We start from the raw sequence: 15,965 nt of genomic DNA on the forward strand, positions 1-15,965 counted from the left end.
GGAAAAATACAAAATAACGATAAAAACAGGAGAAATTAAAAAGATGAAAAAGAAGAGTAGTTTTAGCGGCCAGATTGGATTTGTTCTGGCGGCAGCAGGAAGTGCCGTAGGCGTAGGAAACTTATGGCGCTTTCCTTATTTAGTGGCAAAAGACGGTGGCGGTCTGTTTCTGATCATCTATATCGTTTTGGTGCTGACCTTTGGATTTACCCTGCTGACGACAGATATTGCGATCGGACGAAAGACAGGACAGTCCGCCATAGCGGCTTATGAGACTATGCGGCCGGGATGGAAAAAACTGGGTATTCTGACTTTCTGCGTCCCAATGCTCATTATGACTTATTATGCCGTGATCGGAGGATGGATCCTCAAATATTTTACGGTCTATCTGACAGGCGATTTTGCGGCTGCAGCAAAGGATGATTATTTTACAGATTTTATCACAGACCCATCATCGGTCTGGTTTGGCTTGATCTTCATGCTGCTTACTGGCTTTATCGTTTATAATGGTGTTGAGGGCGGCATTGAACGATGCTCCAAATTTGTTATGCCGATCTTGCTTGTGCTGGTCGTTGGTATTGCCATCTTCTCCCTGACTTTAAGATCAGGGGATGAGAGTGGAGCCGTGCGGACAGGTCTGGATGGACTCAAAGTCTATCTGATGCCGGATATGTCTGGGTTGACGCTATCGCGTTTCCTGCAGATCACCTTGGATGCTATGAGCCAGTTGTTCTTTTCCCTTAGCGTTTCCATGGGCATCATGATCACCTATGGTTCCTATGTGCAAAAGGAAGTGGATCTCAATAAATCGGTTGCACAGATCGAGATCGTGGATACCGGCGTTGCTATTCTTGCCGGTATGATGATCATTCCTGCCATCTTTGTATTTTCCGGTATTGATGGCATGTCTGCCGGACCTAGCCTTATGTTCGTGGCACTGCCAAAGACCTTTTACACCATGGGAAAAGCGGGCTATGTGATCGGATTGGTATTTTTCCTTTTGACAGCATTTGCGGCGCTGACTTCCTGCATTTCCGTTTTGGAAGCCATCACGGCAAACTGCATGGAAGTATTTCACACTGAGAGAAAGAAAACGACAGGCGTCCTTACCATCATTTACCTGATTGCAACAGCAGTGATCGCACTGGGCTACAGTGTATTTTATGTCGAAGTCAAATTGCCGAATGGCTCGACCGGACAGTTACTTGATATTATGGATTACATCAGCAACAGTTTCCTAATGCCGCTCATTTCGGTATTTTCTACCATATTGGTCGGCTGGATCGTCGGTCCAAAATGGATCGCAGAGGAGATGGAGCACCCGAACGGCAAGTTTTCCAGAAAGCATTTATACAACATTATGATCAAGTATGTGGCACCGTTCATCATGGTAATTCTCTTCCTACAGTCAACCGGACTTTTGGATCGCCTGCTTGCTGTGGTTGCTTAAACGAAGCATAGGAGAAAGTGGATATGGCTAAGATTATCTTTTTTGATATTGATGGGACGACCGGTTTCTCTGGCAACAAAAGACCGGGATCTGGTAGATTATTATGCCATTGCCAATATGGAAGTGGAGGTTGCCCAAGATTTTGCGGAAGTGCAGAAGCAGGAGATCTATCACTATTGCAAAGAAAAGCATTTTATATAAACGCTGTTCATTTGGAAAAATAGGCATATAATTATTTACAGATAAGAGGAAAAGTTAAATGTAAGTAAGAGGAGATGATTTTTGTGTGGGCAGTATTTGCAGTTCTTTCGGCAGTGTTCGCAGCTTTGACGTCTATTTTGGCAAAGATCGGTATTGATGGAGTCAATTCCAATCTGGCGACGGCAATCCGTACCATGGTGGTCGTTGCTATGGCATGGGGGATGGTATTTTTGACCCATACACAGAGTGGGATCACGGAGATCAGCAAGAAGTCCTGGCTGTTTTTGATCTTATCCGGTCTGGCAACCGGTGCATCCTGGCTGTGCTATTACAGGGCTTTGCAGATGGGAGAGGCATCTAAGGTTGTACCGATCGATAAGTTGAGCGTCGTTATCACCTTGGTACTGGCATTTGTATTTCTGCACGAGGAATTTACAGCCAAATCTTTGATCGGTTGTATCCTGATCGGCGTGGGCACACTGGTTATGGTCTTATAATCTGGACTGAAAAGTGATGGCAGATGTCCTGCTTTAGAAACATTCTAAGGTGTCATCCTCATCAATGTGTGTCGCCACATGTTTGATGTAGTAGATGGCATCTGCTACTTTTGGGACACATAAGAGGAGCAGGGAAAAACTGCCCTCGATCAAAAGATAACTGCTATCATAGACGATATTGTAAAATAAGTTGCTGAAAAATCCATCGCGGTAAGGCGGATAGAAAAGTTCTGCGGAAATGACATAGCAGGCGAGCATGGCGGCTACGCCGATGACATATCCCATGCGTAATTTATATGGTTCCGCCTGGATCCGTTCGTGATCGTCAATCGTATAATCGTTCTTTTGCCCTCGTTCCTGTAGAAATCCACCCAGACAGAAAACACCATGTGCGATCGGGTATTCTAATAGGATAGACCAGATGTTGGGATTGATATATTCTCCGGTCAGATGGGTGATGCCCAAGCGGACAAAGCCAAATAAAACGGAGGCGATCAGACCATAGCGTGGTCCGTAGATAAAGGTCATAAGCCAAAGGATCATGAGGCTGAAATAGGTCAGACTTCCGCCCTGTGGCAGGACCAAAACTTTGATACTGGAACAAAGGACAGCCAGTCCGAATAAAAGGATGCACCAGAAGGGCTTATTGTTCCAAATCCCTTTTTCTTTAGATGTCATAGTCTTTTAACTCCTTTATATGCATGCTGCCTTTACGCATCTTGCTGCGCATACGGTTGATGATGATGAGTACCAGAACAAAGGAAAAGGTACCGCAGATGATCAGGGTAGAAAAGGTGCTGCCGGCGTATGTAACGTCAATTCCGGCTTTTTTGTAAAAACCTTCCAAGAGTTCTACAACAAAATCCTGTACCTGGATTACGGCAAGGATGGTGGCAACGATGTTTAAGATGGTGCCGTTACGTTCTTCTGTCTGCGCACCCTTTAACTCAACGATATGTTCCAAAAATTCCTGATGTTCGTAGTAGGTTTCTTTTAGTTCTTTATTGCCAAAGGCTTCCACGATACACTGGGCTTCCTGTTGTGTCCCCCAATACTTATAGTTGTTCTTTTCCCAGAAACGGACAGTCTTTCCGAAATTGCGGTAGAGTCCCAGGATCTCCTGGTGGGAAATGTCGCCGTCATTGGCCAGAGCATTGGAGATCTGCATATTGACCTTTTCGATCGAAGTATTCTGGAACATGGCGAGGATTACGATAAAGGCATAAGTTGCCGTGATATCAATTCTTTCTTCCATATTTTCAGAAAAGTTTTCCATGATACAGGCGACGACCATTTCTGACATATAGACCTGATAATAGTCATACTGTGCATGATTGGTCTGACAGATCTGGGAAATATTGTCGCTGGCGATATGGAAATCCTGATGCTGGCTGTCGTAGGTTTCGCCCGCCATCATACAGCGAAATTCGTCTTCCTTTTCCGGGCGATCGGAAAGCAGGAGAAAAGCCTTGCCGGAACCGCATTTGAGCAGTCCGTATTTATACTTGAGGTAGTCGTATAGATCGACGTAGTCCGGGATGGCTGCATATTTTTTTGTGTTGATGCCTAAATATTGCCCGGCATCCTTGGGACAGGCGATCCACAGGCTTTCGTGGCTCAACTGATCCAGCACCTGTGTGGTGGAAAAATCTTTGACAGTATCTTTTGGCAGAACCACAGTAAGAATATACATATGGGTTGGCTGGTGTGCCGTCAGTATCAACTGGCAAGTAGATGTCCCGACCACATCTGGATCTTCCCCGTGCTTGGGATAGTCATCCGTAGAATGTAAAAATTCGTACTGTCCCAGATATGCCATTCGCAACTCATCCACAACCACGTTGTTGCATTCATATTCCAGATAAGATTGTAAATTGTTTAAAAGGCTTCGGGAGAAGTCATCAGGCACGCTTGCATATGCTGTCTGCTTATCTAAGGATGCCTGTTTTAAGACCCCGAGTTCGTCCAAACGCCAGTTTTTCTGATTGTCCGCCAGCGGGAGCATCAGATAAATATCATTTTCGTAATTGGCCATGTAATCGTAATTCCTTTTTCTTTAGTTTTTGGAGGTTTTGTTCCTCACAGACGTAAACAATGTTGCCATCCTCTCTTAAGATGCGCTCCTGTTCAAACTGCATGCGGTGCAGCGCCTTGCGCCCATCGGGCGATACGGCGGTTGCGGTGATGCTTGTGATCGGATAGCCGGAAGTTTCCAAGCGGTTCAGATAGTCGATCCAGCCGTTGGACAGATCCTTGATGGCATCGGTATCCTTGAAATCCGGGTGCAGGGCAATGGATATGATAAAAAGATCATTGCCGGTCTGTTTCAGGGGTTCTAACTCCTGCGGTCTGATATCGTCATCGCGGATATGCTCGCTTTGGTAGCGGATATCTTCGTAGAGCGCCTTGGTACAGGGGATAAAATTGATATATCCCGCCAGACGTCCGCTCTCGGTATCTTCGATACATACAAACTGTCGGGGATCGACCAGATAACGGGCAACCATGTTTTTCAGTTCGCCGACATAACCATCTTCTGCATAGACGATCTCGTCGATCTCCATGATGCGTTTCAGGTAATTTTCGTCAAAATCTTCGCCATATTGTAATTTAAAATTCATAAGGTCATAACCTTTCTGTTATTTTCTATTCATATCATAGCATATATTCTCATTTTTTCCACATACTAACGCAAAAGTGATAACACAGAAAATTTGGATGTTGGAGGAAGATGTTGATGAAAGCCACAGGTATTGTTCGGCGTATAGATGAACTGGGGAGAATTGTTGTGCCAAAAGAGATCAGAAGAACGCTGCGGATCCGGGAAGGCGACCCGCTGGAAGTTTATACGGACCGTGAGGGTGAGATCATTTTGAAAAAGTATTCTCCGGTGGGAGAACTGGCAAATTTTGCAGCCCAGTATGCAAAGGTGCTGGCGGAGACGACCGGTAAACTGGTCTGTATCACAGACATGGATCATGTGATCGCGGCTGCTGGCAATGGCAAGAAGGCATATGAGAACCAGCCCATCACGGGAGAGTTGGAAAGCCTGATCGCAGGACGGCAGGATTATCATGCAAAAAAAGCAGAGGATGTCATTCCACTGGTTGACAAAGCCCAGACGGAATATGCCGAGCAGGCGATTGCCGTTGTCAATGTGCACGGGGATATCATGGGTGCCGTTGTCCTTTTGGGGCAGGATGAGATTTCTTCCCTGGAGATCACTTTGGTACGCACGACTGCCGAATTTTTGGGCAGTATTATGGAAGATTAGGACGGACATATAGAAAAATTCGTAGCCTTGTTATCCTATAGTTGTGGTATAGTATAAAGTGCTGATAAAATAGCAGGCAAACCTATATAGGCAAGGAACAGAGGAGGTTTACGATGAAGTACGATTTTGATCAAGTGGTAGACAGACGAAATACCAATAGTTATAAATGGAATGTAAAAGAAAATGAACTGCCGATGTGGGTCGCAGATATGGACTTTCCGGCAGCACCGGAGATCCGCAAGGCTTTGCAGGAACGCCTGGATCATGGAGTGTTTGGCTATGCCGATCTGCCGGAGGAGTGGTATGATGCTTATATCAACTGGTGGGGCAGACGCCATGGCTTTACGATCGAAAAGGACTGGCTGCTTTTTTCTACAGGAGTCCTGCCATCCCTTTCGTCCATTGTGCGCAAATTGACGACACCGGCGGAGAATGTTCTCGTCATGACACCGGTTTATAATCATTTCTTTTCTTCTATATTAAATAATGGAAGAAATGCACTGGAGAGCCTTCTGGTTTATGAAGATGGAGCCTATCATATTGACTTTGCAGATCTGGAGGCAAAACTTGCAGATCCGCAGACGTCCATGATGATCCTTTGCAATCCGCAAAATCCGGCAGGCATCATCTGGGATCGTGCGACCTTGGCGCGTATCGGAGAACTTTGTACCAAGCACGGTGTGCTTGTGGTTTCCGATGAGATCCACTGCGATCTGACCGATCCGGGCAAGGAATACATTCCTTTTGCGTCCGTAAATGAGACATGCCGGGATAATAGCATTACCTGTATCGCACCGACCAAGACTTTCAATCTGGCAGGCTTGCAGACATCTGCTATCGTCGTGCCAAATCCTTGGATCCGTCATAAGGTATGGCGTGGCATCAATACGGATGAAGTCGCTGAGCCAAATGTATTTGCGGTGACAGGGGCTGTAGCAGCATTTGACCAGGGGGCAGACTGGTTGGATCAGTTGCGGAATTACATTTATGAAAATAAGAAAACAGTCGCAGAATTTGTGGAAAATCAGATACCGGATCTGTATCTGCTGCCATCGGAGGCAACCTATCTTTTGTGGCTGGATTGCAGTAAGATCGCGGCAGACAGTCAGGAATTTGCAGATTATCTGCGCGAGGAGACCGGACTTTTTGTTTCCCACGGTGTCCAGTACCGCGGGGACGGAAGATCCTTCCTGCGTCTTAATATCGCCTGCCCGAAAGCGACGCTTCTGGATGGACTGGCACGTTTAAAAGCAGGTGTCCTATCCTATAAAGAGCAAAGATAAGAAAGATAGAAAAGACAAAAGAGGTAGAAAGAATGAGTGATGTAAAAGAGATCAGACAGGCATATTATGAGGGCGAACGTTCTTTATTCGGTTCCCATCATGTCAACATATACGATACGGTATTCGGTGAAGGTGAATCGCCGCTCAAGGAGAGTTCCGACCTGTATTTAGAGCATGTATTGTTCCAGTGGAAATACCCGCTCTGGTATTGTAAAAATGTCGAAGTCAAGGACTGTACCTGGTATGACATGGCAAGAGCAGGCATCTGGTATACCGATCATATCAGCATGACCAATACGACCATTGAGGCACCGAAGAATTTGCGCCGCGCCAATGACGTGACCTTAAATAATGTATTTTTCCCACATGCGGAGGAGACACTTTGGAACTGCGATCATGTTGTCATGAACCAGGTCAGCGCCAAAGGCGATTATTTTGCCATGGGAACCGACAATATGGAGATCGATGGCTTGCATCTGGTCGGAAATTATAGTTTTGACGGCTGTCACAATGTGACTATCCGTAATTCTAATATCCTGTCTAAGGATGCTTTTTGGAACAGTGAAAATATCACGGTCTATGACTCCTTTATCTCAGGAGAATATCTGGGCTGGAATGCCAAAAATCTGACACTGATCAACTGTACGATCGAGAGTTTACAGGGTATGTGTTATATTGACAATCTGGTCATGAAGAACTGCAAACTTCTGCATACGACGCTTGCTTTTGAATATTCTACGGTGGACGCAGAGATCACCAGCAAGATCGACAGTGTGATCAACCCGACATCAGGGCAGATCACAGCAGAATCCATCGACGAACTGATCCTGGAAAAAGATAAGGTCGACCCATCAAAGACAAAGATCATCTGTAAAAAAGACTAATTTTAATGCCTTGTGTCGTTTGGGGCTAACGTGTAAAATAAGAGCATGAAAAAACGCAGGAAAAAAACACGTTCCCAAAAGATATGGGGCTTTTTAAAATTTCAAATGATATTGATGCTGCTGGTGGTAGCGGCAGTGGCTTATTATTATGCGGGAGGCTATGCTGCCAAGGTCAGTGCCATGAAAACGGAGGCGGTCAGCCTGGTTTCCCATTCCTCCAAGGATACTTTCCGCAAGAACCAGACCAGTATTGCCTACGATGTCAATGGTACTACCCTGTCGGTGCTCAAAGGGGAAAAGGATGTCTACTACATAGAATACGAAGACATTCCTGTCTACATCAAGCAGGCAATCATCAGTACCGAGGATAAGCGCTTTTACAAGCACAAGGGAATTGATTACCGGGGCATTATGCGTGCCATTATCGCCATGATCCAGGACGGTGAGGTGACCCAGGGCGGAAGTACCATTACCCAGCAGTTGGCGCGTACGGTCTTTCTTTCCAACGAAAAGACCTGGGAACGAAAGATCGAGGAAATGTATATTGCGGTAGAACTGGAAAAGAAATATACCAAAGAGGATATTTTGGAGTTCTACCTCAATAATGTGTATTTTGCCAATGGTTACTATGGGATCGAGGCGGCGGCGCAGGGCTATTTTGGCACAGATGTCAGCCATCTGTCCCTTTCACAGATGATCTATCTGTGCGCCATTCCCAACAATCCGACCTTATACAATCCTTTGACCAACTCGGATAAGACGGAAGCAAGACGGGATCGTATCTTAAAATCCATGCTGGAAGACAAGGTCATCTCGGAAAATTCCTACGAGACGGCAAAGGCGGAAAAGATCGAGACGGTGCAAAAGGATGAGATCAAGAATAACTACGCGGAGACCTTTACCTATTATTGTGCGACCCGCGCGCTGATGGAACTGGAGGGCTTTGAGTTTCAGACGGTATTTTCGGATGATGCGGAAAAAGAAGCCTACGACCGCGAGTATCAGACGCTCTATGATGAATGTAATGCCAAATTATTTACCGGAGGCTACCGCATTTATACCTCACTGGATCTGGAGGCGCAGAGCCGGCTGCAGGCATCGATCGACTATATTTTAGGTGGCTTTGATGAAAAAAATGATGAGGGTATCTATACCTTGCAGGGGGCATCGGTCTGCATTGACAATACGACCGGCATGGTGCGTGCTATTGTGGGCGGGCGCAGTCAGGATGATGTCGAGGGCTATACATTAAACCGCGCTTTTCAGAGTTTCCGACAGCCGGGAAGTGCGATCAAGCCTTTGATTGTTTATACGCCGGCATTGGAGCGGGGCTATACACCGGATACCATTGTGGTCGACGAACCGATCGAGAATGGACCGGTCAATGGCGATGGTACTTATTCCGGGGCAATGACCCTCCGGCAGGCGGTTGCCCTTTCCAAGAATACGATTGCCTGGAAGATCTTTGAAGAGATCACACCGGAAGTGGGGATCTCCTATCTGGAATCCATGCAGTTTTCCAATCTGGATGCCAATGACAAGCGTCTGCCGGCATCTGTGGGCGGTTTTACCAATGGGGTATCTGCGCTGGAAATGGCAAAGGGATATGCAACGATCAAAAATGATGGCGGCTACCGCAATCCGACCTGTATCATCAAGATCACGGATGCGGATGGACAGGTGCTCTATCAGGCAGACCAGACCGCCAGTGTCGTTTATAAAGAAAACGCCTGCCGTCAGATGACGGATATGCTGCAGACGGTCATCACTTCCGGCACCGGACGGGGCTATTCACTTGGCAATATGCCATGCGCCGGTAAGACGGGAACGACCAACGATAACAAGGATGGCTGGTTCGTCGGCTACACGCCATACTATACGACCAGTGTTTGGGTGGGCTATGACATCCCAAAAGAAGTGCCGGGACTGGGCGGAGGCACCTATCCGGGCAAGATCTGGTACTCCTTTATGTCCTGGCTGCATGAGGGATTGGAGCCGATCGACTTTGTGCATCCGCTGGATCAGACCCTGACCGATCTGGGACAGACGGATACAACAGAAAATGCCTTGCCAGAGACGGGCGAATGACATACAATGAAAGGCATGAGTGAGAAAGACGGAGGAAGATAGCATGAAAAAATACGGATTTGGCGCAGACGTAGGCGGAACTACGATCAAAATGGGACTTTTCGAGATGGATGGCACCTTAGTGGAAAAGTGGGAGATCCCGACAGATACGACAGAAAAAGGCGCACACATCTTACAGGATATCGCAGCCACAGTACATGGCAAGATGGTAGAAAATGATCTGACAAAGGATATGGTTGAGGGTATCGGTATCGGTGTACCGGGAGCCGTAGACAAGGATGGCGTGGTCAACCGTGCCGTCAATCTTGGCTGGGATATCGTACCGCTGGCTGAGGAACTGGGCAAGTTGTCCGGTATGAAAGTAAAAGTTGGAAATGATGCCAATGTGGCAGCCCTGGGTGAAAACTGGATGGGCAGTGGAAAAGGCTACAACAGCATTGTTATGGTAACACTGGGAACCGGTATTGGCGGTGGTATCATCATCGACGGCAATATCCTTACCGGAGCAAACGGAGCCGCAGGAGAGATCGGTCATATCGTTGTCAATGAGCAGGAGATCGAGGCGTGCAACTGCGGTCATTACGGTTGTATTGAGCAGTATGCATCTGCAACCGGTATCGTACGTATGGCAAAGCGTGCCCTTGCCGGAACGTCAGAAGGCAGTAAACTTCGCACTTTTGGGGAAGCTGTTTCCGCAAAGGATGTTTTTGACTGTGCAAGAGCAGGAGATAAGGTGGCTTGCGACGTGGTTGACCAGGTCTGCGGTATGCTTGGCGCAACGCTGGCAAAGATCGGTTGCGTTGTCAACCCGGATGCCTTTATCATCGGAGGCGGTGTATCCCGCGCAGGACAGATTCTGATCGACGCTTTGCAGGAGCCGTTTAAGGCACAGGTCTTCCATGCCTGCAAGGACACACCGATCGTACTTGCAACGCTTGGAAATGACGCCGGTATCTATGGAGCCGTTCGTATGCTTTTATCTTAATGAAAAAAATTAGGAAAAAGGCTGGAAATTTATTTTTAGATGTATTATAATAGCAAGGCAGTTCACGATAAGGACTGTCTTGCATATACAAGACGGCGCGTGGCTCAGTTTGGTAGAGCGCTGCGTTCGGGACGCAGAGGTCGCAGGTTCAAATCCTGTCGCGCCGATTTTAAAAACCCCACAGATTGTATCAGATCTGTGGGGTTTCGTTTGTCTATGTAAGAATTTTAGGCTTCTTTTTCGATGATGCCGCTGTAGCCTTTGGCAATGATCATGCTGGCGTATTCGATGAGTTCGTCGAGCGGAATCGGTCTGCCGTTCTTTAACCAGTTACGGTAGATAAAGGTAATACAGATTGAATAAGAACGAACGATATCCGGGTGCTTTGTCATCTCAAAGAACCTGGAAAAGGCATTGCTCTTTAACACAGCATCTGTGACATCCTCATAGAAGAAATAATAATGGGAATCACAGAGGAGTTTCTGCTGTACCTCATCACATTCATCCAGATAGTGATAAAAATTGTCGACACAGCCTGCAACATCCATCTGCTCTGCACTCATGCGGACATTTTGTAAAATGTGGTCTACGATCTCCTGCTCTACTTCTTTGACCAGATCGTCCAAAGAAGAATAGTGTAAATAAAATGTCTTGCGGTTGATCTCAGCCAGATCTGTCAACTCGGTAATGGAAATGTCAGAATAGTTCTTGGTCAATACCAACTCGTAAAATGCACTACGAATGGCTTTCAGTGTTCTGCGGACACGTAAGTCCTTGCTTGTGTGTTCCATTGGTACCCCTCCTGCATTTTGCAAATAATAATATAGGCATTATACATTATTTTGCCCAAATATACAACAAGTGAGTAGAAAGTATCATAAGAAAAAGAAATGTATAGAATCCGACAGGGGCTTATGGCAATTTGACCAAGAGACAAGGGAGAAAAAATAAGTTTTTGTAGAAATTATCCTCTTGCAAAGAAAAGGCAATCGCTCTATAATAGTTCGAAACCGAACAGTTCAGAAACGAACAGTTTGGTGTTGAACTATTAACAAAGATTAAGAAACGGGTGCTTGGCATCAAGGAGGAGAAAGTGAGAAATGAAGAACAGATAGGCTATCAGATCAAAGAATTAAGTCGTCTTTTGGATAAGAATATCTGGCAGAAAAGCATCCTGAATGCCGGTGTGGATACGGTCACAGCCACACATGGCTGGATGATCGGTTATCTTTATCATCACAGGGATCGGGAGATTTTTCAAAAGGATATGGAGGCTGATTTTCATATGGCAAAGTCCTCTGTGACAGCAGCCTTACAGAGTCTTGAGAAGAACGGTTACATCAAGCGTGTTTCTGTGGAGTGGGATGCCCGTCTGAAAAAGATTGAACTGACCGAGGCCGGGATTAAGTTCCATGACAATATTGAGATCAGTATTGACAGCATGGAAGAAAGACTGGTGGTCGGGCTGAGCAAACAACAAAAGGAAGATCTCTTTGCCATGTTGAGCCAGATTAAGAAACAACTGGAGGCGGAGATCGCTTCCGATGGAGAAAAAATAGGAAAGGAAAGGAAAAAATAATGCATGTATTAAAAACATTACTTGCACAGGTAAAAGAATTTACCAGAGATTCGATACTGACACCGATCTTTATGCTTGTGGAAGTGGCAATGGAAATGGTCATCCCGCTATTGATGGCATCCATCATTGATGAAGGTGTCAACAAGGGAGATATGCACCATATCTTTGTCATCGGTGCTTACATGATCTTAGCAGCCCTCGTTGGACTCTGGGCTGGTATGATGGGAGGAAAATACGGAGCAAGGGCGTCTGCCGGATTTGCCAGAAACCTGCGTAAATCCATGTTTGCCAATATCCAGACCTTCTCCTTTGAGAATATCGATAAATATTCTACGGCGGGTCTGGTCACCAGACTGACAACCGATGTGACAAACTTACAGAACTCTTATCAGATGATCCTGCGTATGGGTATGCGTGCACCGGCAAGTCTGATCGTTGCCATGATCATGTCCTTATACATCAGCCCGCGTCTGGCAAGTGTATATCTGATCGCAGTTTTGATTCTTGCTTGTGTCCTCTTTTTGATCATTTCACGCGTGACCAAGATCTTCGATTATGTATTTAAGAAATATGATGACTTGAATGCCAGCGTGCAGGAAAATATTTCCGGTATCCGTGTTGTTAAGGCATATGTGCGAGAAGATTTTGAAAAAGAAAAATTTCAGAAGGCAAGTGGAAATATCTACAAGTTCTTATTAAAAGCAGAACGTATTCTTGCCTGCAATGCACCGGTCATGATGACAACGGTTTATACCTGTATCCTGCTTATCAGTTGGCTGGGAGCAAAGATGATCGTGACCTCTACCTTTACCACAGGTGAACTCATGAGTATGCTTACCTATTGTATGAATATCCTGGGCAGTCTGATGATGCTCTCTATGGTATTTGTTATGATCACCATGAGTGTGGCAAATGCCAACCGTGTGGCAGAAGTCTTAAATGAAAAAGCAACGATCGTGAATCCGGAAAATCCGGTCATGGAAGTGCCAAACGGAGATATTGATTTCGATCATGTCAATTTTGCATACAAAAAGGATGCAGAAGAATTTGTGTTGGAAGATATCGACCTTCATATTAAACGTGGTGAGACCATCGGCGTTTTGGGTGGAACCGGTAGTGCCAAATCTACACTGGTCAACCTGATCTCGCGTCTGTATGATGTGACGGAAGGAAAAGTCCGGGTCGGCGATATTGATGTGCGCGACTACGATCTGGAAGTCATCCGTAATCAGGTATCTGTTGTTTTACAGAACAATGTCCTTTTCTCAGGAACCATCTATGAGAACCTGCGCTGGGGAAGTGAAAATGCGACGGACGAGGAGTGCCAAAAGGCTTGTAAACTTGCCTGTGCAGACGAGTTTATCGAGCGTTTCCCGGACGGCTATGATACATATATCGAGCAGGGAGGCAGCAATGTTTCCGGTGGACAGCGTCAGAGACTTTGTATTGCCAGAGCCTTGTTGAAGCAGCCCAAGGTATTGATCTTGGATGACAGTACCAGTGCGGTCGATACGGCGACAGATGCCAAGATTCGTAAGGCTTTCCGTGAGGAGATCCCGGGTACGACCAAACTGATCATCGCACAGCGTATCTCCTCCGTACAGGATGCAGACCGTATCGTTGTGATGGATAATGGCCGCATTGATGGCATTGGCACCCATGAGGAATTACTGGAAAGCAATGCGATCTATCGTGATGTATATGAATCCCAGACCGGCGGCGGTTCGGGCGATTTTGATGAGAAGGAGGGTGAGTAATATGCCAAGACAACAGGCGGCTCCGAGAGGCAAGGGAAGCCTCAAGGTAAACAAACATATTATGGGCAGACTGGCACGCTACATCTTTAAGATGTACGGCATCCATTTGATCATTGTTTTAGTATGTATTCTGGCAAGTGTGCTCTGTTCTTTGCAGGGAACCATGTTCATGCAGAATTTGATCGATGATTACATTACACCGATGGTCGAAGCACACAGTGTGGACTTTGGACCACTTTTGGCAGCAATCGGACGCGTGGCAGGCTTTTACGCACTGGGCGTGGTATGTGCCTTCCTTTACAACTTTATCATGGCACAGGTGACACAGGGTACACTGCGCGCCCTGCGTGATGAGATGTTCGTTCATATGGAAGAATTACCGATTCGCTATTTTGATACCCATCAGCACGGTGATATCATGTCCATCTATACCAACGATATTGATGCCCTGCGTCAGATGATCAGCCAGAGTATTCCGCAGATGGTCAACTCCGGCGTCACCGTTATCGGTGTTATCGTCTGCATGATCAGACTGAGTATCCCGCTGACCCTGGTCACACTTGGCATGGTAGCCATCATGCTTTTGGTGACAAAGTTCTTGGCAGGAAATTCCGGCAAATATTTTGGCAAGCAGCAGAGAAACCTGGGACGTGTCAATGGTAACATCGAGGAAATGATGAACGGCCAGAAGGTTGTCAAGGTATTCTGCCACGAGGAAGAAGCAATCGAAAAATTTAATGCCTTGAATGATGAACTTTTTGACAGTGCTTATCAGGCAAATATGTATTCTAATATGTTGGGACCTGCCAATGCACAGATTGGTAATGTCAGTTATGTGATCGTTGCCGTTGTCGGCGGTATCCTTGCTATCGGTGGATTTGGCGGCTTTACCCTGGGTGGTCTGGCAAGTTTCCTTACCTTTAATAAGAGTCTGAATATGCCGATCATGCAGGTCAGCCAGCAGTTGAACTTTATCGTTATGGCTATGGCGGGTGCAGAACGTGTCTTTGGACTTTTGGATGAAAAGCCGGAAGATGACGAAGGTTATGTTACTCTGGTCAATGCCAAGGAAGAAAACGGACAGATCGTTGAGACAAGCGAGCGTACCGGTATGTGGGCTTGGAAACATTACCATCAGGCAGACGGCACGACATCTTATGTAAAATTGGAAGGCGATGTGGTCTTTGATGATGTTGATTTTGCCTATGAACCGGGCAAGACGGTATTGCACAATATCAAGATGTTTGCGACACCGGGACAGAAGATCGCCTTTGTCGGTGCGACCGGTGCCGGAAAGACGACGATCACCAATCTGATCAACCGTTTCTACGATATTGCAGACGGCAAGATTCGCTACGATGGTATCAATATCAATAAGATCAAAAAAGATGATCTGCGTCATTCACTTGGTATCGTATTGCAGGATACCCACCTCTTTACCGGTACGGTGGCGGATAATATCCGCTACGGTAAACTGGATGCAACGGATGAGGAAGTGCATGCAGCAGCAAAACTTGCCAATGCAGACAGTTTTATTCACAAACTGCCGAATGGCTATGATACGGTACTGACCGGTGACGGTGCTAACTTGAGTCAGGGGCAGAGACAGCTTTTGGCGATCGCTAGAGCAGCCATTGCAGATCCGCCGGTACTGATCCTTGATGAGGCGACAAGTTCGATCGATACGAGAACAGAGAAGATCGTACAGGATGGTATGGATAAATTGATGGCAGGCAGAACGACCTTTGTCATTGCCCATCGTCTGTCAACGATCCGAAACAGTGATTGTATCATGGTCTTAGACCAGGGACGTATCATTGAGCGCGGTAACCACGACGAATTGATCGCCGAGGGCGGTAAATACTACCAGTTATATACCGGAAAGATCGTGAACGCATAATAGAAATGACCATAGGAACCATGTCAGGGGCTTTGTGCTTCCGGCATGGTTTTTATTTGCTGTGGAA

At 46.3% G+C, this 15,965-nt stretch carries 15 protein-coding genes and 1 tRNA gene; 12 read left to right on the forward strand and 4 right to left on the reverse strand.

The features are described from left to right. Positions 1 to 43: 43 nt before the first annotated feature. The 3 genes from H8R94_RS07890 to H8R94_RS07900 all read left to right on the forward strand — a co-directional run bounded on the left by H8R94_RS07890 (position 44) and on the right by H8R94_RS07900 (position 2,148). Entirely contained in the window at positions 44 to 1,450 is a 1,407-nt protein-coding gene (locus tag H8R94_RS07890) for a sodium-dependent transporter (RefSeq protein ID WP_186854339.1), read from the forward strand. Positions 1,451 to 1,492: 42 nt separating this feature from the next. Further along, positions 1,493 to 1,651 (forward strand): hypothetical protein, encoded by a 159-nt coding sequence (locus tag H8R94_RS07895; RefSeq protein ID WP_158573040.1) that lies wholly within the window; start codon positions 1,493 to 1,495, stop codon positions 1,649 to 1,651. A gap of 83 nt (positions 1,652 to 1,734) precedes the next feature. Then, the gene (locus H8R94_RS07900) at positions 1,735 to 2,148 is read left to right on the forward strand and encodes an EamA family transporter (protein ID WP_118281443.1); all 414 of its coding nucleotides are present in this window, start codon (positions 1,735 to 1,737) and stop codon (positions 2,146 to 2,148) included. A 33-nt stretch (positions 2,149 to 2,181) separates the two neighbouring features. On the opposite strand, the gene H8R94_RS07905 is transcribed toward H8R94_RS07900, so the two are convergent. The 3 genes from H8R94_RS07905 to H8R94_RS07915 are packed head-to-tail and all read right to left on the reverse strand — an operon-like array spanning position 2,182 to position 4,769. Then, the gene (locus H8R94_RS07905) at positions 2,182 to 2,826 is read right to left on the reverse strand and encodes an energy-coupled thiamine transporter ThiT (protein ID WP_186854340.1); all 645 of its coding nucleotides are present in this window, start codon (positions 2,824 to 2,826) and stop codon (positions 2,182 to 2,184) included. After that, a complete protein-coding gene (locus tag H8R94_RS07910; RefSeq protein ID WP_186854341.1) occupies positions 2,816 to 4,183 on the reverse strand; it encodes a hypothetical protein in 1,368 nt (455 codons plus the stop codon). The genes H8R94_RS07905 and H8R94_RS07910 overlap by 11 nt, the downstream gene beginning before the upstream one ends. Next, complete coding sequence (locus tag H8R94_RS07915; RefSeq protein ID WP_118535461.1) at positions 4,164 to 4,769, reverse strand: hypothetical protein; 606 nt, start codon at positions 4,767 to 4,769, stop codon at positions 4,164 to 4,166. The genes H8R94_RS07910 and H8R94_RS07915 overlap by 20 nt, the downstream gene beginning before the upstream one ends. Before the next feature lie 116 nt (positions 4,770 to 4,885). Between H8R94_RS07915 and H8R94_RS07920 the strand changes: the two genes are divergently transcribed. The 6 genes from H8R94_RS07920 (at position 4,886) to H8R94_RS07945 (ending at position 10,829) form a co-directional block, all read left to right on the forward strand. Continuing rightward, positions 4,886 to 5,422 carry a stage V sporulation T C-terminal domain-containing protein gene (locus tag H8R94_RS07920; protein ID WP_118281447.1) on the forward strand — a complete coding sequence of 179 codons (537 nt, stop codon included), beginning with the start codon at positions 4,886 to 4,888 and terminating at the stop codon, positions 5,420 to 5,422. Between the two features lie 113 nt (positions 5,423 to 5,535). Further along, entirely contained in the window at positions 5,536 to 6,705 is a 1,170-nt protein-coding gene (locus H8R94_RS07925; RefSeq protein WP_186854342.1) for a MalY/PatB family protein, read from the forward strand. 32 nt (positions 6,706 to 6,737) lie between these two features. Beyond that, on the forward strand, positions 6,738 to 7,589 hold the full coding sequence (locus tag H8R94_RS07930; RefSeq protein ID WP_118281449.1) for a DUF3737 family protein: 852 nt from the start codon (positions 6,738 to 6,740) through the stop codon (positions 7,587 to 7,589). 45 nt (positions 7,590 to 7,634) lie between these two features. Next, the gene (locus H8R94_RS07935; protein WP_186854343.1) at positions 7,635 to 9,677 is read left to right on the forward strand and encodes a transglycosylase domain-containing protein; all 2,043 of its coding nucleotides are present in this window, start codon (positions 7,635 to 7,637) and stop codon (positions 9,675 to 9,677) included. 43 nt (positions 9,678 to 9,720) lie between these two features. After that, positions 9,721 to 10,662, forward strand: coding sequence for an ROK family glucokinase (locus H8R94_RS07940; RefSeq protein WP_186854344.1), 942 nt, complete (start codon positions 9,721 to 9,723; stop codon positions 10,660 to 10,662). A gap of 93 nt (positions 10,663 to 10,755) precedes the next feature. Further along, positions 10,756 to 10,829 (forward strand) — tRNA-Pro (locus tag H8R94_RS07945). 60 nt (positions 10,830 to 10,889) lie between these two features. On the opposite strand, the gene H8R94_RS07950 is transcribed toward H8R94_RS07945, so the two are convergent. After that, on the reverse strand, positions 10,890 to 11,453 hold the full coding sequence (locus tag H8R94_RS07950; RefSeq protein ID WP_118281452.1) for a TetR/AcrR family transcriptional regulator: 564 nt from the start codon (positions 11,451 to 11,453) through the stop codon (positions 10,890 to 10,892). 302 nt (positions 11,454 to 11,755) lie between these two features. On the opposite strand from H8R94_RS07950, the gene H8R94_RS07955 reads away from it, so the two are divergent. Genes H8R94_RS07955 through H8R94_RS07965 form a run of 3 tightly spaced genes read left to right on the forward strand, consistent with a single transcriptional unit; the run spans position 11,756 to position 15,898 of the window. Beyond that, on the forward strand, positions 11,756 to 12,241 hold the full coding sequence (locus H8R94_RS07955; protein ID WP_186854345.1) for a MarR family winged helix-turn-helix transcriptional regulator: 486 nt from the start codon (positions 11,756 to 11,758) through the stop codon (positions 12,239 to 12,241). Then, positions 12,241 to 13,998 carry an ABC transporter ATP-binding protein gene (locus H8R94_RS07960; RefSeq protein ID WP_186854346.1) on the forward strand — a complete coding sequence of 586 codons (1,758 nt, stop codon included), beginning with the start codon at positions 12,241 to 12,243 and terminating at the stop codon, positions 13,996 to 13,998. Before H8R94_RS07955 ends, H8R94_RS07960 begins: the two co-directional genes overlap by 1 nt. A gap of 1 nt (position 13,999) precedes the next feature. Then, on the forward strand, positions 14,000 to 15,898 hold the full coding sequence (locus tag H8R94_RS07965; RefSeq protein ID WP_186854347.1) for an ABC transporter ATP-binding protein: 1,899 nt from the start codon (positions 14,000 to 14,002) through the stop codon (positions 15,896 to 15,898). Positions 15,899 to 15,965: the final 67 nt, after the last annotated feature.

It is taken from the genome of Roseburia lenta (assembly GCF_014287435.1).
Classification (GTDB): Bacteria; Bacillota; Clostridia; order Lachnospirales; family Lachnospiraceae; genus Pararoseburia; species Pararoseburia lenta.

What these genes read in the sequence shown, in the direction of transcription:
- H8R94_RS07890 (WP_186854339.1), top strand. Translation starts at nt 44, where the DNA reads ATGAAAAAGAAGAGTAGTTTTAGCGGCCAGATTGGATTTGTTCTGGCG.
- H8R94_RS07905 (WP_186854340.1), bottom strand. Translation starts at nt 2,826, where the DNA reads ATGACATCTAAAGAAAAAGGGATTTGGAACAATAAGCCCTTCTGGTGC.
- H8R94_RS07910 (WP_186854341.1), bottom strand. Translation starts at nt 4,183, where the DNA reads ATGGCCAATTACGAAAATGATATTTATCTGATGCTCCCGCTGGCGGAC.
- H8R94_RS07915 (WP_118535461.1), bottom strand. Translation starts at nt 4,769, where the DNA reads ATGAATTTTAAATTACAATATGGCGAAGATTTTGACGAAAATTACCTG.
- H8R94_RS07920 (WP_118281447.1), top strand. Translation starts at nt 4,886, where the DNA reads ATGAAAGCCACAGGTATTGTTCGGCGTATAGATGAACTGGGGAGAATT.
- H8R94_RS07925 (WP_186854342.1), top strand. Translation starts at nt 5,536, where the DNA reads ATGAAGTACGATTTTGATCAAGTGGTAGACAGACGAAATACCAATAGT.
- H8R94_RS07930 (WP_118281449.1), top strand. Translation starts at nt 6,738, where the DNA reads ATGAGTGATGTAAAAGAGATCAGACAGGCATATTATGAGGGCGAACGT.
- H8R94_RS07935 (WP_186854343.1), top strand. Translation starts at nt 7,635, where the DNA reads ATGAAAAAACGCAGGAAAAAAACACGTTCCCAAAAGATATGGGGCTTT.
- H8R94_RS07940 (WP_186854344.1), top strand. Translation starts at nt 9,721, where the DNA reads ATGAAAAAATACGGATTTGGCGCAGACGTAGGCGGAACTACGATCAAA.
- H8R94_RS07950 (WP_118281452.1), bottom strand. Translation starts at nt 11,453, where the DNA reads ATGGAACACACAAGCAAGGACTTACGTGTCCGCAGAACACTGAAAGCC.
- H8R94_RS07960 (WP_186854346.1), top strand. Translation starts at nt 12,241, where the DNA reads ATGCATGTATTAAAAACATTACTTGCACAGGTAAAAGAATTTACCAGA.
- H8R94_RS07965 (WP_186854347.1), top strand. Translation starts at nt 14,000, where the DNA reads ATGCCAAGACAACAGGCGGCTCCGAGAGGCAAGGGAAGCCTCAAGGTA.